17 protein-coding genes are annotated in these 24,932 nt (G+C 47.5%); 7 read left to right on the top strand and 10 right to left on the bottom strand.

The window, feature by feature from the left end; all coding sequences use genetic code 11:
• Positions 1 to 70: 70 nt before the first annotated feature.
• Positions 71 to 973, bottom strand: coding sequence for a methylglyoxal synthase (locus ACO0K2_RS04540; RefSeq protein WP_423016218.1), 903 nt, complete (start codon positions 971 to 973; stop codon positions 71 to 73).
• Between the two features lie 155 nt (positions 974 to 1,128).
• Between ACO0K2_RS04540 and ACO0K2_RS04535 the strand changes: the two genes are divergently transcribed.
• Positions 1,129 to 1,896, top strand: coding sequence for a tetratricopeptide repeat protein (locus tag ACO0K2_RS04535; protein ID WP_423016216.1), 768 nt, complete (start codon positions 1,129 to 1,131; stop codon positions 1,894 to 1,896).
• Here ACO0K2_RS04535 and ACO0K2_RS04530 read toward each other — a convergent pair.
• The 5 genes from ACO0K2_RS04530 to ACO0K2_RS04510 form a co-directional block, all read right to left on the bottom strand.
• On the bottom strand, positions 1,860 to 4,295 hold the full coding sequence (locus tag ACO0K2_RS04530; protein WP_423016214.1) for a sensor domain-containing protein: 2,436 nt from the start codon (positions 4,293 to 4,295) through the stop codon (positions 1,860 to 1,862). The genes ACO0K2_RS04535 and ACO0K2_RS04530 overlap by 37 nt on opposite strands.
• The gene (locus ACO0K2_RS04525; RefSeq protein ID WP_423016212.1) at positions 4,292 to 5,596 is read right to left on the bottom strand and encodes an HD-GYP domain-containing protein; all 1,305 of its coding nucleotides are present in this window, start codon (positions 5,594 to 5,596) and stop codon (positions 4,292 to 4,294) included. The genes ACO0K2_RS04530 and ACO0K2_RS04525 overlap by 4 nt, the downstream gene beginning before the upstream one ends.
• A 428-nt stretch (positions 5,597 to 6,024) precedes the next feature.
• Entirely contained in the window at positions 6,025 to 9,768 is a 3,744-nt protein-coding gene (metH, locus tag ACO0K2_RS04520; RefSeq protein ID WP_423016210.1) for a methionine synthase, read from the bottom strand.
• A 306-nt stretch (positions 9,769 to 10,074) separates the two neighbouring features.
• Entirely contained in the window at positions 10,075 to 11,028 is a 954-nt protein-coding gene (locus ACO0K2_RS04515) for a TerC family protein (protein ID WP_423016208.1), read from the bottom strand.
• Entirely contained in the window at positions 11,028 to 11,714 is a 687-nt protein-coding gene (locus tag ACO0K2_RS04510) for a Bax inhibitor-1/YccA family protein (RefSeq protein WP_423016206.1), read from the bottom strand. The genes ACO0K2_RS04515 and ACO0K2_RS04510 overlap by 1 nt, the downstream gene beginning before the upstream one ends.
• A 181-nt stretch (positions 11,715 to 11,895) precedes the next feature.
• Here ACO0K2_RS04510 and nhaR point away from each other — a divergent pair, with 181 nt between their 5' ends.
• Complete coding sequence (gene nhaR / locus ACO0K2_RS04505; RefSeq protein ID WP_423016204.1) at positions 11,896 to 12,864, top strand: transcriptional activator NhaR; 969 nt, start codon at positions 11,896 to 11,898, stop codon at positions 12,862 to 12,864.
• A gap of 29 nt (positions 12,865 to 12,893) precedes the next feature.
• Here the strand turns inward: nhaR and ACO0K2_RS04500 are convergent, their stop codons facing one another.
• The 4 genes from ACO0K2_RS04500 to def all read right to left on the bottom strand — a co-directional run bounded on the left by ACO0K2_RS04500 (position 12,894) and on the right by def (position 15,732).
• Positions 12,894 to 13,466: a FlgO family outer membrane protein gene (locus ACO0K2_RS04500; protein ID WP_423016202.1), complete on the bottom strand. Its 573-nt coding sequence runs from the start codon at positions 13,464 to 13,466 to the stop codon at positions 12,894 to 12,896.
• A complete protein-coding gene (locus ACO0K2_RS04495) occupies positions 13,466 to 14,041 on the bottom strand; it encodes a hypothetical protein (RefSeq protein WP_423016200.1) in 576 nt (191 codons plus the stop codon). Before ACO0K2_RS04495 ends, ACO0K2_RS04500 begins: the two co-directional genes overlap by 1 nt.
• A 201-nt stretch (positions 14,042 to 14,242) precedes the next feature.
• Positions 14,243 to 15,208 carry a methionyl-tRNA formyltransferase gene (gene fmt, locus ACO0K2_RS04490; RefSeq protein ID WP_423016198.1) on the bottom strand — a complete coding sequence of 322 codons (966 nt, stop codon included), beginning with the start codon at positions 15,206 to 15,208 and terminating at the stop codon, positions 14,243 to 14,245.
• Positions 15,205 to 15,732, bottom strand: a complete 528-nt coding sequence (gene def, locus ACO0K2_RS04485) for a peptide deformylase (protein ID WP_423016196.1) — start codon at positions 15,730 to 15,732, stop codon at positions 15,205 to 15,207. The genes fmt and def overlap by 4 nt, the downstream gene beginning before the upstream one ends.
• 159 nt (positions 15,733 to 15,891) lie before the next feature.
• On the opposite strand from def, the gene ACO0K2_RS04480 reads away from it, so the two are divergent.
• The 5 genes from ACO0K2_RS04480 (at position 15,892) to ACO0K2_RS04460 (ending at position 24,359) form a co-directional block, all read left to right on the top strand.
• Positions 15,892 to 17,019 (top strand): LysM peptidoglycan-binding domain-containing protein, encoded by a 1,128-nt coding sequence (locus tag ACO0K2_RS04480; protein WP_423016194.1) that lies wholly within the window; start codon positions 15,892 to 15,894, stop codon positions 17,017 to 17,019.
• A gap of 28 nt (positions 17,020 to 17,047) precedes the next feature.
• Positions 17,048 to 18,157 (top strand): DNA-processing protein DprA, encoded by a 1,110-nt coding sequence (dprA, locus tag ACO0K2_RS04475; protein WP_423016192.1) that lies wholly within the window; start codon positions 17,048 to 17,050, stop codon positions 18,155 to 18,157.
• A 277-nt stretch (positions 18,158 to 18,434) separates the two neighbouring features.
• Entirely contained in the window at positions 18,435 to 18,899 is a 465-nt protein-coding gene (locus ACO0K2_RS04470; RefSeq protein ID WP_423016190.1) for a DUF494 family protein, read from the top strand.
• 170 nt (positions 18,900 to 19,069) lie between these two features.
• Entirely contained in the window at positions 19,070 to 21,658 is a 2,589-nt protein-coding gene (locus tag ACO0K2_RS04465; RefSeq protein ID WP_423016188.1) for a DNA topoisomerase III, read from the top strand.
• Positions 21,659 to 21,770: 112 nt separating this feature from the next.
• A complete protein-coding gene (locus ACO0K2_RS04460; protein ID WP_423016186.1) occupies positions 21,771 to 24,359 on the top strand; it encodes a DUF1631 family protein in 2,589 nt (862 codons plus the stop codon).
• Positions 24,360 to 24,932 lie beyond the last annotated feature (573 nt).

Below are 24,932 nucleotides of genomic sequence, written 5' to 3'. Positions count from 1 at the left end.
TGATGAACACCCTGAGAGACACATAGGGTGTGTAAGTTGGGCGTGAAGTGGAAACGAATTAAATCATTTTTCAGTTCTGTGCAACACGCTGTTCTAAACACGTGAGCCAGTGATCGGCACCATCGACTTCACTAATGACCTGAGAAAAATCGGTTACAGTGCGCGCGGCTCTTTCTAGTAATTGAATATCCGCCTCGTGTTGCCGTGCAACATGGGGATCTTCTAAAAATAAAATTCGTCGGATATCACGATCCAACACTAACTCAGCAAGTTGTGCGTCCCCACCAAGCGGTCCTGACAAGTAAGGCTTCACCCAATTTCTACCTGCTTCTTCACCTTTTATTTTTTGTGCAAGTGCATTGAGCAAACCGCCTGTCGTTCCCGTTGCATAACGGTGCGCAAACTGATCGAGTAACGAAAAATGTTTTTCAGCAAGTAACAACATTTTTTGTTTCATTGCGTCGTGTGCGATGAGCGCAATACTTTCATGTTGTAATTGAAAGCTTTTTTGAAGGCTCATGTCGCATTGTGCACCTCGCGAATGTGCTTCCAATTCCAGCCACTCGCGTGCGCTTGCCAATGTCGCTAAAAAGGGTTTTTTATGGATCACACATTGCCGTTTTAAGGCGACTGCTTCAGGAAAAATAGAAGAAGGATCAACAGGATCAATCAGATAAATCACCGCATCCACAGCGCGTGCTGGGTCACTATCAACAACTCGTGAAACGAGCTTCATCAAGCCACCATCACGTCCATACGGGAATCGTTCGATGTTTTTGCAGATGTCTAAAAGACCGTGACCTACCATCGCGTCAAGCGTTCTGCCAACGACAACGAACTCCGGTTCCAAAAATGCAATGGCGTGTTGTGCGCCACGAATCAATTGTACTAAGGCGGAGTCTTTCGCATCTTGATGAGAGCGGTTCGCAATCAGACCGATGCGAAATTTTTTTTTGGTGACTTGATTCAACATGGAGCCCTTCCCTTTAAATTTCTAATAGTGTACCTTGCGAGAGATCAAATAGTCAGTTCCTGAATAACAATTCGTTACCTTATTCGACACGAAAGAAACATGTTTTTGAGAGCGACGGGCGTAGTATCAAATCAAGTCCAAAAAAGCGAAAGAAAATGATGAAAAAATTCCTCCATCTTTTTTTTGCACTAACGATCATGGCGTCATGCGCCAGTGCCGTTGGCGACGATGATTTTGATGAAGACGAAATGCAAGTGCAGCATTGGGCCTTGATGGGAGATGTCGAGGCGCAAAATACATTAGCGTTGGCTTATCTGAATGGGGACTTTGGATATCAAAGTCTAGAGGAGGCCCGTCTATGGTTGAAACGCGCCGCAGAACAAGGACATCCAGGTGCACAAACCAATCTCGGTTTATTGTATCTCACCGCTGATGGCGAAGACAGAGACGAAGCGTATGCGCTGTCTTTGTTTAATATGGCTGCCAAACAAAATTTCTCTGCAGCGCAATTAATTCTTGGCTCTTTGTATGAACTAGGTCAGGTCGTGCCGCAAGACTTCAAAAAAGCAGCTGCGTTATACCAAGGTGCTGCGTTGCAAAAAAATCCTGCTGCCCAATATCATCTCGCGATGTTGTACAACGATGGAAATGGTTTACCTAAAGATGAAAAAATGGCCGTCGCATTACTCAAACAGGCGGCATCGAAAGGCTTGTCTTCTGCGCAGTTCCAGCTAGGTCGCCATTACCTGTATGGCATGGGAACAGAAAAAGATGTGATCACCGGATATCAATATCTGCTTCAAGCAAGTCTGAATATCGGTAGCAAGTCGTTAGATAGCCGCGACTTGGTCAGTGCAGGATTGAATGCAGAACAAATCGCTCAGATTCAAGAAGAGACACGTAATTGGCAACCTAAATTATGAACGTCTTGTAGAAAGGTTTTTTCAAACTCTTCTAAGGACATGGCAGGGGCAAACAAATAGCCTTGTAGTTCATCGCAATCCAGTTCGGACAAAAATTGCCGTTGCTCTTCTGTCTCAACACCTTCGGCAATGACCTGTAGTTTCAATGCATGCGCTAGGTGGATAATCGCCGTGACGATCGCCGCATTGCTCTCGTCTTGAGGTAAATCTTCCACAAACGACCGATCAATCTTCAGCTTATGGATTGGGAATTGTTTTAAATAATTAAGGCTGGAGTAACCCGTACCGAAATCGTCAATCGACAACCTGACACCTAATTTCGCGAGTGCATTGAGCTTCTTGAGATTTTCGTCGATATCTTTGATGAGCACGGACTCGGTAAGCTCGAGATCAATGCAAGCAGGGCTGAGATTATTCGCCGCTAGTTCAGTCGCAATCATTTCAACAAAATTCGATTGTTGAAATTGTAATCCAGAGACGTTAAATCCCATTCGCAGGGAATGTCCCTGGCGATTCCATTCTGCGGCCTGTCGCATTGCCGTCTGCATGACCCAATGACCTATTTGGACAATCGCCCCTGATTCTTCGGCAATCGGAATAAATTGGGCGGGACTGACGTCGCCTAAATCTTTGTCTTTCCATCGAATTAAGGCCTCAACACCAAAGATATTGCCGGTTCGCAGATCAAATTGAGGTTGGTAGTGCAGGCGGAAAAGGTTTTTTTCTAAGGCCTGCCGCATGGCATGATCCAGTTTCATTCGCGACAGCAAACCAATGTTCATTTGTCGTTGATAAAAACGGAAATCCGAGCGGCCACGTTCTTTGACGTGGTACATCGCGCTATCCGCATTTTTGATCAAATCATCCATGCTCAGACCATCTGCTGGATAAAGCGCAATGCCAATACTGGAGGTCACCGTGAAATTCATGCCATCAAGCGTAATCGGTGCCGACAATTCTTCTAACACCCGTTGCGCACAGATTTCAGCACCTGCTGCGTCGGCTTCATGCAATAGGAGGATGAACTCATCCCCGCCCAAACGGGCCGCCGTATCGACTTGTCGTATGCAGCGTTTTAAACGTTCTGTGACTTCAAGTAACACACGGTCTCCAAATGGATGGCCAAGTGAGTCATTGATTTGTTTAAAGTGATCGAGATCGAGAAACAGTAAGGCAAACGAGCCATCTTTGCGGCTCGCATGGGTAATGGCTTGATGAATGCGTTCCGCCAACAACAGTCGATTTGGTAGACCAGTAAGCGCATCAGAAAAAGCCAGTTCTTCGATCTTTTGTTTAGCCGCGTGTGTTTCAGTGCGGTCTTTAAAAAAGCCAATATAGTTGATGGTATTGCCTCGATCATCCTGAAGCTTGACCAAAGTAATCATGCATAAATAGGCATGACCATTTTTACGTCGATTCCACAACTCACCTTCCCAGGATCCTTTGATTTCTAACCGAGATAGCAATTGATCAATGAGCTCCGCATTACTTTCTGAAGAAAAAAACGCGCGTGGTGTTTGACCCCGCATTTCAGCTTCGGTGTAACTCGTTAATTTTTCAAAACTGGGGTTAACAGTGATTATTTTCTGTTCGTGGTCGGTGATGAAAATGGCATCGGTGCTGGATTCGAAGACTTTTGCGGCTAATTGTAATCGTGCTTCGTCAGCTAATTTTTGTGTGATGTCGCGGTAGGAATAAACACGACCAATCGGTCTGCCACGCGCGAATTGCGGCAAGGTTACGCGCTCTAAAATTTTCCCTGAACGCAGCACTAAAATGTCGGTTGCTTCCATCAAGGGAGATCGGCTGATTGTGCCGAGGCGTTCGGTGTAATGCTCCGCATCGATCATGCATTTGTCCATCCATGCATAGATTGCACCATCGTCGCGCTGTGTCATGAGCTCGTCGGGCAATCCCCATAACTCTGAAAACAAATGGTTATAACTGCGGATGCCGCCGTCAAGACTCGTCACCAAAATACCATCAGCGGTAGACTCTAAAGTGCCCCTTAATTCGGCAATCAATTTTTCAAGTTCGTTTTCAACTTTCCGTTGGTTGCTGCGGTCACTGATAGCAACAACGTAGAAGGAACTATCCATGCCGACGTTGACCAAAGTAACACGGCGCTCGACTTGCAGAATGCTGTTATCAGCACACTGCAAGAGCGTTTCGGAGTGAATATTTTCTGTCAGGCCGACCGCCACATCTTCCCAAAAAAAGAGATCTTCCGGTGCAGCTGCAATATCGACAATCCCTTTTCCTATCAGCGACCCAGGCGCGAGTTTGAGCAGTTGGTGCGCCGTGCGATTGGCGGTCAGAATCCGCAATTGAATCGGATCGACCAGAATCACCGCTTCCAACATTCCATCAATTAATGATTGCAGTTGATGTGATTTCATGGGCTACCTTCCGCCACAAAGTGCGTGTTAACTTCCAACCCGCGCTCAAAAAAGTAACATAAGCGTTTGCGTGGGGAGAGGTAGTCGTACGCCGCTTTCGGCAATTGTAGAGGTTTCAGACTTCGGCGTATGCCGAGCTGCTTCTCTTGCTCAAGATTAATGATCAAGGCTTCTTCGCGTGGATAAGCAGGATCATGAATAATCACTTTTGGTTTGATCGGGCGCGCAGAGTTGACGGAGACCACCAAGGCGTAACGGTCATCCGTTAATTGCACAACCGAGCCCGGTGGATAGATGCCCATCATGCGGATAAATGCCGTTAATGTGGGCTCATGGAAGCGGGCTTTGTACTGTGTAAAGAGTTGCGATAGCGCCTCATGCGGAGTGATGGCTAATGCAGGATTGGCGGGGTTGCAGAGGTTATCGTAAAAGTTAACCAAGGCGGCAATTCGGCTGATCGGTGTTAATTTGTCACCTTTCACTCGGCTTGGATAGCCACTACCATCAACGTTTTCATGATGTTGGGCGATTAACAGTAAGGCACTCGCAGGTAAGCCCATGCTTTTACCTAGTGTGACGCTATGGCTGACGTGCTCATGAAAAATCTGCTTTTCAGCATAACTAAATTGCTCGTCAGACCACCGCAAACGATCAGGTAATTCCAGTTTGCCGATGTCGTGCAAGAGACTGCCGATACCCAGATGCAGCATGTCTGTTTTATCAAGCTTCAGTGCTTTCCCAAGAAGCAGTGAAATCACCGTCACATTGATAGAATGTAGCGAACTTTTTTCACCCGCTTTTTCTGACAAAAGCCGGATTGCCGCTTCGTCTTCACCTAAAATTTGTCCGAGAAAATTATGGATGAGTTGCTCGGTCATTGCCCTTGCTACTTCTGGTTGGGCATGCATGTGGTCGCCGATTTGCCTGAAAGTCTGTGCCGCGCTCGTGAATTGTTTTTCACAGACTTGAAGACTCGCCGCTTGCTTAATCAATAGGTCGCGACGAAGCCGTGTCGCGCGTTCTTCTTCACTTTCTTCGACTTCTTGGGCATTTACGACGTCATCGGTATCGGCGTCTTGGTGCAGGGACGGCGTAACGGCAGCTCGGGGTAAATCACTTTTGTCTGGCGAATAGCGAATGCGTTGTAGCCCCAATGAGCGGAGCGTATCAATCTGCGAGGGATGACTGATTTTGAAATGACTGACTGGAAATGGATGCTCCATCCAGCCGACGTCGAGGTAGACAAACATACCCAGACGTAATTCGGATAAATCGATAAATTGGGTATGAATATCAGTCATCGTATCCGCTCGCGGTGCGTGTGCTCAATAGCAATATACCTTGCAATAGTCATTGAAATAGTATTTTTGATATTTTCACTAAATGCAACTTATTAACATGATGATACAGTAAGTAATTGTAAAAAAATCACTATATTTCGGTATGAAGCAACAAACCGGATCATTTTTCTCGTCGATGAGCCACACAATTGCCTTCGTCAATGTCTCTCTACGTAATATGCTAAAAAGTGCATTTTTGCAAAGAAATATTAAAAAAAGTGATTGTAGTTTATCATTCTTTCTTTTAGGAAACTATTTGCTTCGCATATCGTCGACAAACTATTTGTTTTCCGGAGCAAAAAAAAGGAGAAGTGATTGTTTCATCACTTCTCCTTCGCTTCACTGTAAGACGGCCAAGCGCCAGAGGCACTTGGGTCGTGGAAACAGTTTTATAAGTTAGGTGCTAACCAGCGTTCAACGTCCTCTTTAGGAACACCACGTCGTTTCGCCATATCACTGACCTGATCGTCACCAATCTTACCGACACTGAAATATTTCGATTCTGGGTGTGCAAAATAGAAACCTGAGACAGCAGCACCCGGAATCATGGCCCACGATTCCGTGATAAACATATCGATTTCTTCGCACTGCATTTGTTTAAACATCTCTGTTTTAACGGTATGTTCAGGACAGGCTGGATAACCAGGCGCAGGGCGAATACCTGTGTACTTTTCTTCGATCAACTCGGCGTTGCTGAGCGATTCGTTGGCGGCATAACCCCAGAGATCTGTCCGAATGCGTTCGTGCAGGTATTCGGCAAATGCTTCTGCTAAACGATCGGCAAGCGATTTGAGCATGATGCTGCTGTAATCGTCATGGGCTTCTTCGAAACGTTTTTCGTATTTCTCGATTCCTAGTCCTGCAGTGACGGCAAACATACCGATGTAATCGGCGATGCCACTGTCTTTGGGGGCAATGAAATCGGATAAGCATTGGTTAGGACGGGCAACACCGTCAATGACCGGCTTTTCTGTTTGCTGGCGTGTGCCGTAATACGTGAATGCCACGTTCGTACGTTGATCATCTGTATAAATTTCAATGTCATCGTCGTTGACCGAATTTGCCGGCAACAATGACACCACGCCGTTGGCAGTGAGCCAGCGTCCTTCAATGATCTTCTTCAACATCGCCTGACCTTCAGCGAAGACTTTACTCGCCGCTTCGCCAACAACGTCATCGGTCAGAATCGCTGGATACGGACCTGCTAAATCCCAAGTCTGGAAAAATGGACCCCAATCAATGTAGTTTGCTAGTGTCGCTAAATCCACATTTTTAAATACACGGCGACCAATAAATTTAGGTTTGATCGGTGTGTTCTCACCATCAAATCGTAACTTCATTTTATTGGCACGTGCTTGTGCCAACGTGAGCATTGGGGTCGCTTTTTTATTCGCATGCTGGACGCGGATGCGCTCATAATCTGTCCCCAGATCGGCAATGTATTGATCACGGCTCTCTGGTGTCAGCAGGGACTGTGCTACCGATACAGAACGAGAGGCGTCGGGAACGTACACGACGGGACCTTCGTAGTTCGGTGCAATTTTGACGGCGGTATGGGCACGGCTTGTGGTGGCGCCGCCGATCATTAACGGAATCTTCATCATGCGGAAATGGGGATCACGTTGCATCTCTTTGGCCACATAAGCCATTTCTTCCAACGAAGGTGTGATCAAGCCTGATAGACCGATGATGTCGGCATTTTCGGCTTTTGCTTTCGCCAAAATTTCTGAACAAGGCACCATGACGCCCATATTGACGACTTCAAAGTTATTACATTGCAGGACCACGGTGACAATGTTCTTACCGATGTCGTGGACGTCACCTTTGACAGTGGCGATGACAATTTTTCCCTTTGGCTTATTATCGCCACTGCGCTTTTTTTCTTCTTCAATAAACGGCACAAGATGCGCGACCGCCTGCTTCATGACCCGCGCAGACTTAACGACTTGTGGCAAAAACATTTTGCCTTGGCCAAACAGATCGCCGACGATATTCATACCGTCCATCAGCGGACCTTCGATCACTTGAATCGGACGACCACCACCGTTCATGATCTCGAGACGCGCTTCTTCGGTATCTTCAACAATCCATTGCGTAATACCGTGTACCATCGCATGCGCTAAACGTTTTGCGACGGGTTCATTGCGCCATTCGAGGGTCGCTTCTTCTTTTTTACCACCGGCTTTTAAGGTCGCCGCAAATTCAATCATCCGTTCTGTTGCATCCGCGCGGCGATTGAGCACAACATCCTCAACGCGCTCACGCAGTTCAGGATCGAGTTCACTGTAGACGCCAATCATTCCTGCATTGACGATACCCATTGTCATCCCTGCCTGAATCGCATGGTATAAAAAGACAGTGTGGATTGCTTCGCGAGCTGGGTCATTGCCACGGAACGAGAAGCTGACGTTGGAGACGCCGCCACTGATTTTCGCACCAGGTAAATGCTGATGGATCCAGCGTGTCGCTTCAATGAAATCGACGGCATAGTTGTTATGCTCTTCAATACCCGTTGCCACCGCAAAAATATTCGGATCGAAAATAATATCTTGTGGATCAAAGTTGAGTCTATCGACCAACAAGCGGTAAGCACGTTCGCAAATTTCAATTTTGCGTTGGTAGGTATCGGCTTGGCCTGTTTCATCAAACGCCATAACAATGACTGCCGCGCCATAGCGTTTGCATAAAGTCGCCTGACGCAAAAACTCCGCTTCGCCTTCTTTCATCGAAATAGAGTTAACAATTGCTTTGCCTTGCACGCATTTCAAGCCTGCTTCAATGACAGACCATTTGGAGGAGTCGATCATCAGTGGTACGCGGGCGATATCTGGCTCTGAGGCAATGAGATTCAAAAAGCGCGTCATCGCTGCTTGAGAATCCAGCATTGCCTCGTCCATATTGATGTCGATCACCTGTGCGCCATTTTCAACTTGCTGGCGTGCAACGGCTAAGGCTTCGTCATACTGTTCATTCAAAATCAAACGAGCAAAAGCTTTCGACCCTGTGACGTTGGTTCGTTCACCGACGTTGACGAACAAGGATTGTGCATCAATCGTAAAGGGCTCTAATCCGGATAAACGCATCGCTGGTTCGATCGTTGGTACAACCCGCGGTGCTTGTGTTTGTAGGATATCGGCGATTGCTTTGATGTGCGGTGGCGTGGTTCCGCAGCAGCCGCCAGCGATGTTAATAAAGCCAGCTTCTGCAAATTCTTTTAATAACGCTGATGTATCCGCAGGCAATTCATCAAAGCCCGTGTCACTCATTGGATTGGGCAATCCGGCATTAGGATAGATACACACAAACGTATCCGCAATTTTCGACAACTCTTCCGCGTAGGGGCGCATTAATGCTGCTCCCAACGCACAGTTTAAGCCGATCGTGAGCGGTTTGGCATGACGGACTGAATTCCAAAATGCAGGTACTGTTTGACCTGACAGAATACGTCCTGACGCATCGGTCACTGTACCCGAAATCATAATAGGTAATGTTTGGCCTGTTTCTTCAAAAAACTGATCGATAGCAAATAAGGCCGCTTTACAGTTGAGCGTATCGAAGATGGTCTCGACCAATAAGACGTCGGCACCACCCTCGACCAGACCACGCGTTTGCTCTAGGTACGCAGCGACCAATTGATCAAAGGTCACGTTCCGGGCTGCCGGATCGTTGACGTCCGGAGAAATGGAAGCCGTTTTTGGTGTTGGACCCAGTGCCCCAGCGACAAAGCGTGGTTTATCGGGGCTTGCGTACTTGTCACATGCAGCGCGAGCGATTTTGGCTGCTTGCACGTTCATCTCATAGGCCAAATGCGCCATATGGTAATCGTCTTGTGCCACCGTCGTTGCACCGAACGTATTCGTCTCAATCAGATCCGCACCTGCCGCCAGATACTGTTCGTGAATTTCTTGAATGATGTGCGGCTGCGTTAAGGTTAATAACTCGTTATTACCTTTGACGAATAGTTCTTTGCCCGGTACGACAAAATCTTTAAAGCGCTCGCCGCGATAGTCTTCTTCCGTCAGCTTGTAGCGTTGAATCATGGTCCCCATCGCACCGTCCAAGATCATGATGCGTTGACGCAAAATATCGCGCAAACGGGTTTCGGTGGCAGAGATGGGCAGGGATAAATTCATGATGTTCACTCGCAAAAAGCAAAAAACCCGATCGGCTTGTGCATGCAGGCGGATCGGGCGACGTCCTTTTAGCAGCACTTATTACGCGCCCGCAATCTGAATCTCAAATCGGCGCTGAGAGCGTAAATTATACGTCAGATCAATGGCTTGGACGCAATAGGTGGCCGTTTTACGGGTTTTTGCTTATACATTGTGGTTAGATCGATATACGATGTCTGCGTAAGGTCGATGCCGACAGAAATCATTGATACCAAAAAAAAGGCCTGTTTCATGGAAACAGACCTTGTCAAATTGGAAGCTGACGACTTATTTTGCTCGGGTGCTGAGCAAACTAGCAATAATAGATGCGCCGAGAAAGAAGCCAATGATCATTAAGGAGACATCGGTTGGGACATGCATCCACTCAACAATTAACATCTTGATACCGACAAACATCAGCACAAATGCCAGACCAAATTTCAATAAATGGAAACGATCAGCCATATCTGCCAGCAAGAAATACAAGGCACGCAGGCCCATGATGGCAAAAATATTCGAAGTGAAAACAATAAACGGGTCCGTTGTCACTGCAAAAATCGCAGGAATCGAATCCACGGCAAAGATCACATCAGATACTTCGATCAAAATCAGTACCAGCAGTAAGGGGGTAAAAATGCGCTTACCGTCCCGTAGGATACTGAATTTCTCACCATGGAATTCGTTTGTGAAAGGCAACAGCTTCTTTGCCAATTTCAGTACTGGATTATCGTCGACATTATCTTCGTGACCCGAAGAGCGCAACATTCTTGCCCCAGTGATCAATAAAAATACGCCAAACACATACATGACCCACGCAAATTGCGTCACGACCCAGCTTCCCGCCAGAATCATCACAATACGCATGGCAATCGCACCAACGACGCCATAAAGCAAGACTTTGCGCTGGTATTGAATTGGCACTGAAAAATGACCAAAGATCAGCAAAAAGACAAAGACGTTATCGACAGACAGTGATTTCTCAATCACATACCCAGTCAGGAACTCCATGGCTTTTGCCGAGGCAATCTCAACGCCTACCGTTTGCTTGAGGTAATACCAGAGCCCCGCATCAAACCCCAGCGCGAGGCTCACCCAGATCAGAGACCATACCGCCGCTTCCCGGATGCTCACCTTGTGGGCGCGTGAGCCACCCAGTGCAAATACGTCAATCGCCAACATCGCGAAGACAAAACCAATAAATACGACCCACATCCAGGGTTGAGCGACGGAATGCAACATCATTACTCTCTTTCAACAAAGCCTAACAGCTGCAACAAACTGATGAACAGATTGAAAATCGTTACATACAAGTTAACCGTTGCCATGATGTAGTTTGTTTCTCCACCGTTGATGATGTTACTGGTTTCGAACAAAATCATGCCGGACATCAGTAACACCATGACGGCCGAGATCGTCAATGACAGCGCTGGAATCTGGAAGAAGATCGCACCCAGGCTTGCGACCAGCACGACAATCATGCCTGCCATCAAGAAGCCGCCCATAAAGCTGAAGTCACGTTTGCTGATCAGAACGTAAGCAGACAGACCCAAGAAAATTAACCCTGTCATGCCCATCGACGTCATCACAATGGCGGTACCGCCTGGCATATGCAGGTAGTGACTCAAAATGGGGCCGAGGCTGTAACCCATAAATCCAGTTAAGGCGAAGACAGACAAAATACCCCAAGCGCTGTTACGTAACTTGGTCGTTGCGAACAGCAGACCAAAATAAGCAACCAGCGTGAGGATAGAGCCAGGACCAGGAATCGCGTAAGCAATCGTCAGACCTGCCGTCAACGCGGAAAATAATAAAGTCATCGAAAGCAACATGTAGGTGTTGCGCAGCACTTTCAAACTTTCGCTCGCCGTTGCGTCGGTAAAGTCAACAGTTTGCACGTTACGTGGTGTGGTACGACCAGTGATTCTCATACTTTTCTCCTGAAAATAATAAAGACATTGCTGTCTGGCGACATGTCTTGGTGCTCTTTAGAAGAGCAAGACCAGTGTAGTAGCAAATGAATAGTAATAAAAGTCGAATATAATTGATAAATACTTCGTAAAAATCGATGAATTACGACGCTGAACACGGTTAATAAAGAATGAGTCCATTGTGTCCAATTTAAATTACAAGCATCTGTACTATTTTTGGGCTGTTGCAAAAGCGGGCAGTATTGCTCGCGCCAGTGAGCAACTGCATCTTACTCCTCAAACCATTAGTGGGCAGTTAAGTTTGTTTGAACAGACCCAAGGAGAGACACTATTTCGTAAGAGTGGCCGCAATCTTGCATTAACCGAGGCGGGTCGACTGGTGCTGAGTTACGCGGAGGATATCTTTGCCCTCGGACAAGAGCTCGAAGAGGTACTACATCATCGTCCCACCGAGCGGACATTGCAATTACGTGTTGGCGTGTCAGATGCGGTGCCTAAAATTGTGGCGTACAAGCTATTGGAACCCGCTTTGCAGTTATCACAAACTTTGCGCATCAATTGTCGCGAGGGAAAATTTGATATCTTGTTGGCCGACCTTGCCGCGCACAAGCTAGATGTAGTGATTTCAGATAGTCCGATGCCAGCGACAACCAAAGTCCGTGCGTATAACCATTTACTAGGTGAGTCGTCGGTCAGCTTCTTTGCAACGTCGGCATTACGTCAACAGTACCCCGCCGATTTTCCCGCATGTCTGGACGCTGCGCCCTTTTTATTTCCAGGAGAAGATGCCGCGATGCGTTCCGTCTTGCAACAATGGATGGACCAACAAGGATTGCGTCCGCGCATTGCGGGGGAATTTGATGATAGCGCACTGATGAGTGCTTTCGGGCAGGCTGGCGCTGGCATGTTCGCTGCGCCATCGGTGATTGCTGATATGGTAATGCGGCAATACGATGTGAATTTGATCGGAAGTACGGACGAGATCCGTGAGCGATTTTTTGCGATTTCTGTTCAACGCAAACTCACGCATCCCGCTGTATTAGCCATCAGCCATGCCGCACAAGGATCGTTATTTAGAGCATCGACGCCATCTGATCCATCCACCGCCACTCATCCTGTCGGTAACAAGATGAGTGATGAGGAGATGTAATGAGGGGAATGAACGACGAGCAAGGAAGATTAACGGTGACCGAGCAAAGAGCGAACAGTTCTGTCCATTGGTAACGCGTAGTCGTAGGTACTCAGAACGATGTTGTCGCCTGGACGAATCAGTTTCAAATTAACGAAGACCAGTTTTTCGCTTTCTGCATAGGTACCAACGATCACTGCTTGTGCACTGTGGTTTTGCGCAACTTCTTTAATTTCACGGGTCAGTAACAGCTCGCCGACGTTTTGTTTAATGAACACTTTATCGCGGAACTTCATTTCCACCATCTGATAACCAGAGCGTGAGAATTGACCAGCAACTTGTTCGGCAACAATCCGTCCAAACGGAGACGATTCTTCTAACGCATTGATATTGGCCAGTGTTGCAACGATCAGAGGACGTGATTTATCTAACGAGTTGCTCGCTGCTGCAATCAATGCTGCCGCCGCTTTTTGGTTTGTTGGAATAAATTCGTTGGTTTCCGCTTCTTTCCAAGACAGGGCTGAAGCGGAAGTGTTGCTATTGCTGCCACCGAAACCGCTCATTGATGAGCAAGCACTCAATAACACGCCGCAGCTAACAGCAAGTACAAATTGTTTTAACATTATTGGCCTCCGGTGACTTTAAAAGTAAATTCTGCATCTTTGTTATAAAGCGATGCGTCATATTCGTTGACGGGATAAGCATCCGTCCTTCTTGCAACATATTGCGCATTTTTGATTAGTGAGGTCGTCACAATCACTTCGTATTTAGGCGCAGCGTCGGCGTTGTCTGTCGATGTACCCATCCCCGCTATACCAAGGAAGCGGCGGTTTTCAGTTTTCTCAGCTGAAAAACGCACCAATTGGGTATCAATGTCGATAATCTGAGCCGTTCCGTCGTTAAACTTCCTGACAGTGACTCCTTGATTAACCAGCGACGTGACCACTTGCGTATAAAACGCCTGCGCGAATTTACTGCTATGGGCTGGTGGCGTCACAAATACAGGAGCGCCGATTTTGTCGGTGCCTAACTTGATTTGATCAGCAACGTCCTTTGCAATCAGCAACCAATTCGACGCCACCGGTGTTCCTGCTCCTTTTTCTGAGGCAGGGGCACTTGTTTTCGCAACATCGTAAAACGGCGTGGAACAACCCGTCAGTAAAACCGCAGCCACGGCAACGGGTAGAAGTATCTTCATGCGCTTACCTTTTTGAATTCTTGTTACGACCGACTCAACAGACGATACGACCATCATTGAGCCTAAGAGAATACAACAAGTATTACCGCACAACAAAGAATTTGCTCTATACCAACAAGGTTTCAGATGTTTTCACGTTCAATTGACAAACCGAGGCTGAAAAATCGCCTCGGCTGTCGTTTTTTTGCTGCATAGCGTTGGTCACTTGACGTTCAGCGCGGTACCGACCGTGAGTGGGAAGCCTTGTAAAAACTCGGCTGCCGGCAGACGTTTTCCACCAGGTTTTTGTAATTCGAGCAGTTGCAGGGAACCTTGACCGCAGGAAATAATGATTCCTTCTTGCGCAGATGCACGGAGCACCTCACCTGGCTGCCGTGTCTGTGGCTGATCTGGAATAGCACGTGCTGCGAAGATTTTGATGGCTTTATCCGCATACGACGCATGTGTACCCGGAAAAGGATTAAATGCACGGATTTTTCTGGCGAGTACGTCGGCAGGTTGATGAAAATCGAGCGCGGCTTCTTCTTTACTGATCTTCGAAGCGTAAGTGACGCCCTCTTCTGGCTGGACTGTTGCGGGCAGAGCGTCTTGTTCCAGTAAACGCAGTGCTTCGACAATCATCTCACCGCCCAATGTCGCTAGAGTATCGTGCAAACTGCCCGTGGTCTCTGTGTCGCTGATGGTCACCTTACGCGAGAGAAGCATAGGGCCTGTGTCGAGTCCCTCTTCCATTTGCATAATGGTGATTCCCGTCTCCTTATCACCGACCTCAATGGCTCTGTGAATCGGCGCGGCGCCGCGCCAACGTGGCAATAAAGAACCGTGAATATTGAGACATCCACGCGGGGGAATTGTTAGGATCGATAACGGCAGAATCAGCCCATACGCAGCCACGACCATCACATCATGTGGTGTGTTTTGCAGCAGGGTATCTGCTTCGGCAGCAACTTCGGGATACTTACCGTTCAAACGCAAAGAGACCGGTTGCGCGACGGGAATCTGGTGCGCAACAGCGTATTGCTTGACGGCAGATGCTTGTAATTGCATACCACGCCCCGCAGGACGGTCGGGTTGCGTCAGCACCAGAACGATCTCATGCCCTGCTTGATGTAAAGCAGCCAGTGCCGTCGCGGCAAACTCTGGGGTACCGGCGAAAATGACTTTCATCGGCGATGGGCCTCTTTGCGAGCGATTTCGCGCTCTTCTTTGATCATCTTTGTCTTGATACGATTGCGTTTGAGGGGCGAGAGATATTCCACAAAGACTTTGCCTTGCAAATGGTCCATCTCATGCTGAATACACACCGCTAACAAGCCATCAGCGTGAATTTCGAACGGCTTACCATCCGCATCAAGTGCTTTCACTTTGACTTCAGCAGGTCGCTCAACACCGTCATACACACCCGGTACCGAGAGACAACCTTCGTCGTAGACCTTTTTCTCTTCACTGGCCCAGATGATTTCTGGATTAATGAAGACTTGCAGTTGATCGTTGGTTTCTGATGTATCAATCACGACGAGTTGTTCGTGGACGTCAACCTGCGACGCAGCGAGACCGACACCAGGCGCGTCGTACATGGTTTCTGCCATGTCAGCGATGAGTTTCTTTAAACGCTCATCGAATACAGTGACCGGTTTTGCCTTTTTATGCAGGCGCGGATCGGGATAACGCAAAATATTTAATATAGACATAAGACTTTTCACAACAAGCCGAGGAGGCAATTGCGCTGTTTTTCTTGCTAGTTCAAGGATTTATGGGCAGAATTTGATTCAATTTGGCAAGTTTTGCCGGCGTTTGCCTGCGTGCTTGCCAGTTTGCTGTTTTGCAGCATCTTGCATCGGATAATGTACATGAAAAAGTTTAGCACAATCGCCGCCCTCCTCGCCGCAGGTCTTTCATTTACGCAAGGAGTTTCTTTTGCTTCTCCTGCGGAAGCGACGATCGCTCAGGCGCAAGCTATTGCAAACAATAGCAAATGTACATTTTTGCCTGATGCACCAGATAAGCATTTGGTTGTCAGGGGTGACACTTTGTGGGGTATCTCTGCGCAGTTTCTTCAAAATCCTTGGTGCTGGCCCCAAGTTTGGGGTATGAACAAAGAGGATATTCGTAACCCTCACTGGATCTATCCTGGGCAAATCGTTTATTTTGATCGCGTGAACCAACGCCTACGCCTTGCTAATGTCGGTGGTAGCGGCGTCGGTGATGGTGCTGCTGGGGGCGTGCCTGTTGTTAAATGGACACCTCGTTCCCGCGTTGAGGGGCTTGGTGCCGACGCGATCCCTTCTATTCCTTCCGCAATCATCGATCCTTTTTTGTCACAGCCGCTGGTGATCGAGCGCAACGCACTTGACCGAACACCACGCATCATTTCTGCGAGTGAAGGTCGTGTCAACATTGGGCAAGGTGAAAAAGCATACGTTCGGGGTGACCTCGACGGCGGTACGTCGTTCCAAGTCTTCCGACCAGGTGTTGCGCTGAAAGATCCGGACACTGGATTGGTGATCGGCTATGAGGCAGCGTTTGTTGGCACAATGAAATTGGATCGCGAAGCTGGTGACGACGGCGATGTGCATACGTTCGTTGTCGTGAAATCAAAAGAAGAAATGTCGGTCGGTGATCGTTTGATTCCTCAACCGCCCACGCCTATTATTAATTATGTCCCTCATCCTCCATCTCAAGAAATCAAATCTCGCGTCGTGAGTGTATATGGTGGTGTGAACGTCGCTGGACAAAACCAGATCGTTGCCCTTAACCGCGGTAGTGAGAGTGGCCTTGATGTCGGCACTGTCTTGTCCTTAGAGCGTCATGGGGAAACGATCAGGGACAAAACCGATGATAACCGCCTCGTGAAACTTCCAGATGAATTGTACGGCGACGTCTTTATTTTCCGTGTATTCGATACCATGTCTTATGGCTTGATTATGCAAGTCAAAGACATCGTCAAAGTGGGTGACGTTGCCCGCTCACCGCAATAATTGTTTTCCTTGGTATTGAGGGTGGTCGTTGTTTTCTGATTTTTTCGCCTGGTTAAGACTTGAGCAAACACCAGGCGTGGGGGCCATCACTGCAAAGGCCCTATTACAAACCTTTGGCTTACCTGACAAGATATTCGCCTGTAGTTACGAACAACTAACGACCGTTGTCAGTCCTAAAATCGCGAGAGCTTTGCTGCAGCCACCCAGTGCGGATCTGCTGGCGCTGTATGAGAAGACCGCAGTGTGGTCAGAGCAAGCGCATAATTACGTCATTACCTTAGCTGATCCCCACTACCCGCGCATGCTGCTGGAGATCCCAGATCCGCCCATCTTACTGTACGTCAAAGGACAGCCTGAACTATTAGCTGCCCCTAGTATTGGTGTGGTTGGTAGTCGTCATGCGACGGTGCAGGGCATTCGTAACGCTAGCCAATTTTCGGAAGCACTGAGTCATGCTGGCTTAACAGTCAGCTCAGGACTTGCCGCTGGCATTGATACTGCGGCCCATGAGGGTGCATTGCGAGGCGTTGGCGGAACGATTGCTGTGATTGGTACTGGTATTGATATTGTGTATCCTGCGAAGAACAGAAATCTTGCACACGCTATTGTGGATAAGGGTTGTATTGTCAGTGAATACTCACTTGGATCACCGTCGGTTGCTTCCAACTTTCCCCGTCGCAACAGAATCATTTCGGGCTTGGCCTTGGGTGTACTGGTCATTGAGGCGGCCGCGCAGTCCGGTTCATTGATTACCGCAAGAATGGCCATGGAGCAAGGACGAGAGGTATTCGCGATACCTGGCTCGATTCATTCTCCGTTGGCGCGAGGTTGCCACTATCTCATCAAACAGGGTGCAAAGCTGGTGGAGTCTGCGCAGGATATTCTTGAAGAGTTGCGCTTTACGCCCGTATCGCTAGTCGCGTCGACTTCGCCAACGCCGACTGACGTGGAGACATCGCATGACTCATTGCCAACGCATACGCTATTGTTAGCAATGACACACGATCCCCAGCCGTTGGACTTGTTAGCGCAACATACTGGCTTGGATATTGGTTCCTTGACCTCGCAATTATTAGAGCTAGAACTGGCGGGAAGAGTGGAATCCCTGCCTGGGGGGCTGATTCGCCGTTTAGGATGAACCGCAAAAAAGCGGTAAAGGCGACGATTTGATATATAGAATCTGATGACGACACCTTCATATCGTTCATATTTCAGCGGAATACGTCAGGCGCGCGACTTTTTGTCATGATGGACAATGCCTCCTTGTTTATTCGTTATTTCTTGGTAATCTTCAGTTTATTTTATGGATCCGGTCGCCCTGTTGTGTTGCCGGAAATCAATATAAATCAAAAATCTGTGGTGTATTGTCGCCGAAGGTACTTGTCCGAAACTGCTGCACGAGATAGAGTAGTGCCATGTTTGATATCCTTGTTTACCTCTACGAAACTTATTACCGGCCAGATGCCTGCCCGGATACGGCAGCCTTGGTCAAAAAATTGTCAGCGGTTGGTTTTCCTGACGACGAAATTTCTGAAGCGTTGGACTGGCTGACTGGTTTAGCGATGACAACGGATGAAACCCAGCCCGCACCGAAGAGTTCAAGTGGCTTCCGCGTCTATGCACAAGTTGAGCTCTCTGCTTTAGGTACCGAGGCAATCGGGTTTATTCAATTTTTAGAATCTGCCGGTTTGTTAACTTCATTGCAACGAGAAATCGTGATCGAACGCGCTTTGGCTGTCAACGAGTCACCATTACCGCTAGATAAGTTACGCATCATCGTCCTGATGATGTTGTGGAGTCAGGGTACTGAGCCAGATATGTTGATGTTTGATGAATTATTGTTGTCAGATGACGACAATGCTACTCGCCTGTTACATTAATCGTTTCAATATTCGTAGATTTCTGACAAAAATCGCATATTGATCGTGATTTTTAGATCATCACGCTTATCATTTCCCGCTAATTTAGGTTAGTCTTACGCTTATTTAGGAAAAATGTTGCACATTCGACATTGTTTCCCACGCACAGAACACCATTCGAGAATCACGAAATGACAAAAACGCTCATCATTGCCGAAAAACCCTCCGTCGCAGCCGATATCGCGAAAGCCTTGGGAGGTTTCACCAAGCATGATGATTATTTTGAATCCGATGATTACGTCCTGTCATCCGCGGTCGGTCATTTACTTGAGATCACCGTACCAGAAGAATTCGACGTGAAACGTGGCAAGTGGAGCTTCACACATTTGCCAATGATTCCCCCTTATTTTGCCTTAAACCCCATCGCAAAAACCGAAACACGTCTAAAAGTGCTGACGAAGTTGATTAAGCGCAAAGATGTATCCGCCATGATTAACGCATGTGACGCGGGCCGCGAAGGGGAGCTTATTTTTCGGCTGATCGCACAACATGCGAAAGCGAAACAGTCAGTGAAACGGTTGTGGTTGCAATCCATGACGCCCGCCGCTATTCGTGATGGTTTCCAGAAATTGCGCAGCGATGATGACATGATGCCCTTGGCAGATGCTGCGCGTTGCCGTTCGGAAGCGGATTGGTTAATTGGTATCAATGGCACACGTGCCATGACAGCGTTTAACTCCAAAGAAGGTGGGTTCTATCTCACTACTGTGGGACGTGTTCAGACGCCGACCTTGTCAATCGTTGTCGAGCGTGAAGAAAAAATTAAAAAATTTGTCTCTCGTGACTTCTGGGAAGTTCGCGCTGAATTTGTTTGTGCTGCCGGCATTTATGAAGGGCGGTGGATGGATCAACAGTTCAAAAAAGATGAACATGATCCCGAAAAGAAAGCAGAACGTTTGTGGAGCAAATTAGCAGCAGACACCATTGTCGCTGCTTGTCGTGGTCGTCAAGGTAATGTGACTGAAGAGTCCAAACCTGCAACGCAAATGGCACCTGGTTTATTCGATTTGACGAGCTTACAGCGCGAAGCCAACGCCAAATTTGGTTTTTCAGCGAAAAACACACTCGGTCTTGCACAGGCTTTGTACGAGAAGCACAAAGTATTGACTTACCCTCGTACTGATTCTCGCCATCTGCCAGAAGATTACCAAGAAACCGTCAAGCAGACGCTCAGTACCATTTCTGAAAATAACAACTATTATCAATTTGCCGCGCAGATCCTCAACAATAACTGGGTCAAACCAAACAAGCGGATTTTTGATAATAGTAAGATCAGTGATCACTTTGCGATCATTCCAACAGGGCAGGCGCCAAAAAACCTGTCTGAGCCAGAACAAAAGCTTTACGACCTGGTGACGCGGCGCTTCATGGCGGTGTTTTTCCCCGCTGCTGAGTTCCAAGTCACAACGCGTATCACTGAAGTAACCGGACACCATTTCAAAACCGAAGGTAAGGTCATGACCAACGCCGGTTGGTTAGCGATTTACGGTAAAGAAGCATTAGAAGAAAAAGACACCGAAGGTAAAGGAACCTTAGTTGCCGTCGCCAAGGGCGAGAAGGTCTTGGCTGACCAAGTGACATCGCATGGCCTGGTGACGAAACCGCCCGCACGTTATAGTGAAGCGACCCTGCTCTCTGCAATGGAAGGCGCGGGCAAATTAGTGGACGACGGTGATTTACGTGACGCGATGGCAGGTAAAGGCCTCGGCACGCCAGCAACACGTGCCGCGATTATTGAAGGTCTTCTGACCGAAAAATATCTATTACGTGAAGGTCGAGAGCTGATTCCGACGGCAAAGGCATCACAATTGATGACCTTGTTGCGGGGATTGGGTGTCGATGAACTGACGTCACCAGAATTAACCGGTGAATGGGAATACAAACTTTCGCAAATGGAAAAAGGCAAAATCAGCCGCGAAGAGTTCATGCGCGAAATTGCCCAGATGACGCAAATTATCGTCAAACGTGCGAAGGAATACGACAACGACACGATTCCTGGTGACTACGCAACACTACATACGCCCTGTCCTCATTGTGGCGGCGTTGTAAAAGAAAATTACCGTCGCTTTGCTTGTACTAAGTGCGAATTTTCAATGAGCAAGACACCTGGCAGCCGTCAATTCGAAGTGGCTGAGGTCGAAGAGTTATTGTCCAAACGCGAGATTGGTCCATTACAAGGATTCCGCTCGAAAATGGGTCGCCCCTTTGCTGCTGTGTTGAAAATTGTGCCTGATACAGAGCATAACAATCTCAAGCTGGAATTTGATTTTGGTCAGAATCAAGACGAGGGAGAGGATGGCGAGGGCGTAGATTTCAGCGCGCAAACATCGTTAGGCCCATGTCCTAAGTGTGGCAGCGGCGTATACGAAATGCCGCTCAATTATGTGTGCGAAAAATCGATGGCTAAACCGAAGTCCTGCGATTTCCGTAGTGGCAGAATTATTCTGCAACAAGAAATCTTACCGGAGCAGATGGCGAAGTTATTAGGCGAAGGCAAAACTGATTTGTTGCCTGGTTTCGTTTCACAGCGCACACGCCGCCCTTTCAAAGCGTTCCTCGTTCGTGGAAAAGACGGTAAGGTCAGTTTTGAATTTGAAGAGCGTAAAGCGAAAACACCTGCGGTGAAGGCTAGCGCGAAAACAAAAAATGCCGAAGAAGTGACTGAAGTTGTTGCTGTCGCGGCAAAAAAGGTTCCTGTGCGCAAAAAGAAAGCAGCTTGAAGGGATTGATTCTCAAAAAAGACATCAGTCATTCATCACTTTTTACACATTTTTGCAGAACACAAAGCGGATTTTGTATATTGTATGAAGGAATTTATGCAATAGGATCTGTATGCAGCCAAAGGAATTACTCAAAAGTGCACGGGCAGAGTTTCTCAATAGCTTTCAAAGCGCGATTCAATTTATTGTTCCGCCAGCGATTGAGTCTCTGTTTGCGAAAGCGAATGCATGTCATTCACCGCTAGAAAAAGCAGAAATTTTTCATGCCCGCGTTATTCTCCAAGAGAATCGCCAAGAGATAATCCGTCAGCTAAACATACACATCGGGCAGTTGCTGGACCGTAGTATTGAAACGACATATCAAACCTTTCGTCCAACTTCTTCTGCATTATCCCTATCTCTAGAAAATATCGGTCTTCTCGACTCGTCGGCGTTTGAGGATTCCCTGCGCTTCAACAACGTCGTTCAGTTGTTTCGCGACTGCGCCGAAGAAGAGCTCGTGAACTTGAACATTCGCCTTGCAGTGATGTTCAACGATAGCGATATTCGTGAACGTGAAAATCCGTTTCGCCCCTATTTATTAGCGCGCTCTATTTCAGAGGCGGTAGAAACATTAGACGTATCTCCGGCACTGACCGGCATTCTTGTCACCCAAATAGGCGAAACGTTGAGCAGCTACGTGAAAACGATGTATCAGCGAGCCAATGCAGATTTGGCGAAGCACGGTGTGTCGAATAATATGTCATTGAAGTTCAATAAAACCCCACCAGCGGCACCGAAGGTCAGCTTGTCCACATTATTAGAAGATGCGCAATCACATCACTTGGGCGTTAGTCGCCCAACGAAGCGTGTTGCGCCCGCACCTTCCTCTTCCCCTCCGACCACGTACGCAGCGACAAATGACGCATTTCCACAGTTAATTACGAAACATACGGTCAATATTGAGCAATTATTGTTGGCTGTGCGGGGGACAGCAGGTTTTTCTAGGCCGCCAACTGACCATGCCATTTCGAGCGAGCATGAACCACAACCCTTATTTTGGCTTGAGGGTGGAGCGGGGTTAGGGGACATCTTAAGGATGGCCTTGGGTGCCGAAGAAGATTTGAGTTGGGAAACGAAATCACGTGGCCGACCATTGTCGCCTGCTGTGCTTGCAGCGAAGAAAGTTGCCACTCAAAACGTGGTTGTCATGCGAGCGCTGGTTCAGCGTCTCCAGCACGCACATGAAGCTGCAGCCTCTACGGTTGCTGATGGCGTCAGGGGCGTGTCTGAAAAGTTTTCATTTGCTGGATTAGATTTTCCGGCCATTGTCGGGTTAATGCACAAATTACTGACGCCCCAGCGTAGCGAGTTGGTCAATGCACAAGGTGACATCATTAATTTGCTTCATCAAGAGCGCGAAGTGTTATTCCAGCTTGCGCGTTCAAGTGAAGAGCAAATGAAAATTGATGTTGTTACATTACTATTCGAATCAATCTTATTTGACTACTTAATTCCATTTGAACTCCGCCTCCAGATTGCTCGTATCCAATTTCTGTTTTTACAGCTGGCGCTGATCGATAAGGATTTCTTACGCTCAGGGCAGCATCCGGCACGCCTATTACTTAACCGTATCGCGACAGTCAGCATTGGCGTGCAACACATCGATTCCCAAAAATTACAGTTTGATATCGACATTGAGCGCATTTTTAAAACCTTGGCAAAACACGATTGCACGATCCCAGGGTTGTTCCAACGCATTATCAACCGTTTTGACATCTTTGTTTTACGAGAGCTGCGCATCCAGGATAAGTCCATCAGACGGACTGTGAAGTCGATCGAAGAAGCACAAATTCGTTATAGCCAATTTGAACAAACTGCTATTAGTCTGCATGCGGCACTTGTACCGTTCGGCATCCCAGCACAGTTCGTCACCTTTCTTGAAACCGAGTGGGTCAAAGTTATCAATACCGCTGATCGTAAAGATCCGGTATTAGCGAGTGATTTTCGCGCTTTTGTTCCTGATGTCGTCTGGAGTATTCGACCCAAAGTTAGTCAAGACGATCGGGAGCAATTCTCACGGATGATGCCATCGCTGATGGAGATCCTTCGGGTTGGTATGGAGCTCATGGATCTCAACCAGTTTAAGCAGCATGCCTTATTGAATTGGTTGGGTGATGCGCATCAACGCGCACAGAATCCTCCTCCTGACGCACAGCCGGAGTTGTCTTTGCAAAAAGTGCGGACAACGTTTAACGATTTTATTAAACAGCCTGCACTCGTCATATCGGATATTGCTACCGAAGACAAAGCGGACGAAATGCGCAAGTACCTCGTCGATATCCTATTTGAGCTCGGTCTTAATGTCATGATGCTGACGGGGGAAGAATATCGTTCTTATGCTACGCCCGATGCGGAGATCCGCTTGACCCCTCCTACTCGGACTATTGATATTGACGCTCTGCGTCAACGTCTTGTGGCAGGGGCTGCCATTGAAATGAGTTTGAATGATAAATTCTGGCGAGGATGTATTCACTGGATTGGTCATAGCACGAACATGATGGTACTTAGTTTTAAATCACATGCCGCTCCCGCAGTAATTACGATCGACCACTTTTGTACTCACCTCAGTCGTGGCACCGCCTTATTGGTTGAGCCAGCCAGTTTGTTTGATAGAGCCATCGCATCTGTGCTCAAATCAGCTGATGCGCTAGATACATAACATGAGCGAGTTATCTCGCCTGCTCTAGTGAATAATCTAAATTATTTTCATATTCCCTTGCGCCGAGAGGGTTAACTTTGCTATAGTTCGCCTCCCGCTAAAACGGGAAGTTAGAAGAAAGCAGCAGCCAGCAACTCCGGCGGTTTGATTTGATGAAGTTGTCGCGAAAGCGACAAGATTGATCAGAAAGAACAGCAAAAGCAGTCAGGGAGTTGACAGGGTAAATAAAGTGCTGCATAATCTCGCTTCTCTGCTGCAAACGAACACAACGCTTCGTTGCTAAATCAGGTCAATAAGTACCTTGATTTGAGTGGAAAAGAATTTAAACCATTCGGTTCTTTAACAATTAACAGTCAATAAATGTGAGCACTTGATGAAAGCGCGCCGATGTGTTTTTAACAGATCGGTATGCTTAAAAAATATCAAATGCTTCACAAGAAATAAGAAATAGGAAAGTCGTTCAGCAATGAATGACGGAACTGTCAGTATTTTGAGTGAGCGACTTGTCTGCAAGGACAAGGTTCAGAAATGAACACAAAAACAGAGATTAAACTGAAGAGTTTGATCCTGGCT

The organism is Undibacterium sp. MH2W (assembly GCF_049340215.1).
Lineage (GTDB): Bacteria > Pseudomonadota > Gammaproteobacteria > Burkholderiales > Burkholderiaceae_D > Undibacterium.
This window is presented reverse-complemented; position numbering and strand designations above follow the sequence as displayed.

What these genes read in the sequence shown, in the direction of transcription:
- ACO0K2_RS04540 (WP_423016218.1), bottom strand. Translation starts at nt 973, where the DNA reads ATGTTGAATCAAGTCACCAAAAAAAAATTTCGCATCGGTCTGATTGCG.
- ACO0K2_RS04535 (WP_423016216.1), top strand. Translation starts at nt 1,129, where the DNA reads ATGATGAAAAAATTCCTCCATCTTTTTTTTGCACTAACGATCATGGCG.
- ACO0K2_RS04530 (WP_423016214.1), bottom strand. Translation starts at nt 4,295, where the DNA reads ATGAAATCACATCAACTGCAATCATTAATTGATGGAATGTTGGAAGCG.
- ACO0K2_RS04525 (WP_423016212.1), bottom strand. Translation starts at nt 5,596, where the DNA reads ATGACTGATATTCATACCCAATTTATCGATTTATCCGAATTACGTCTG.
- metH (WP_423016210.1), bottom strand. Translation starts at nt 9,768, where the DNA reads ATGAATTTATCCCTGCCCATCTCTGCCACCGAAACCCGTTTGCGCGAT.
- ACO0K2_RS04515 (WP_423016208.1), bottom strand. Translation starts at nt 11,028, where the DNA reads ATGATGTTGCATTCCGTCGCTCAACCCTGGATGTGGGTCGTATTTATT.
- ACO0K2_RS04510 (WP_423016206.1), bottom strand. Translation starts at nt 11,714, where the DNA reads ATGAGAATCACTGGTCGTACCACACCACGTAACGTGCAAACTGTTGAC.
- ACO0K2_RS04500 (WP_423016202.1), bottom strand. Translation starts at nt 13,466, where the DNA reads ATGTTAAAACAATTTGTACTTGCTGTTAGCTGCGGCGTGTTATTGAGT.
- ACO0K2_RS04495 (WP_423016200.1), bottom strand. Translation starts at nt 14,041, where the DNA reads ATGAAGATACTTCTACCCGTTGCCGTGGCTGCGGTTTTACTGACGGGT.
- fmt (WP_423016198.1), bottom strand. Translation starts at nt 15,208, where the DNA reads ATGAAAGTCATTTTCGCCGGTACCCCAGAGTTTGCCGCGACGGCACTG.
- def (WP_423016196.1), bottom strand. Translation starts at nt 15,732, where the DNA reads ATGTCTATATTAAATATTTTGCGTTATCCCGATCCGCGCCTGCATAAA.
- ACO0K2_RS04480 (WP_423016194.1), top strand. Translation starts at nt 15,892, where the DNA reads ATGAAAAAGTTTAGCACAATCGCCGCCCTCCTCGCCGCAGGTCTTTCA.
- ACO0K2_RS04470 (WP_423016190.1), top strand. Translation starts at nt 18,435, where the DNA reads ATGTTTGATATCCTTGTTTACCTCTACGAAACTTATTACCGGCCAGAT.
- ACO0K2_RS04465 (WP_423016188.1), top strand. Translation starts at nt 19,070, where the DNA reads ATGACAAAAACGCTCATCATTGCCGAAAAACCCTCCGTCGCAGCCGAT.
- ACO0K2_RS04460 (WP_423016186.1), top strand. Translation starts at nt 21,771, where the DNA reads ATGCAGCCAAAGGAATTACTCAAAAGTGCACGGGCAGAGTTTCTCAAT.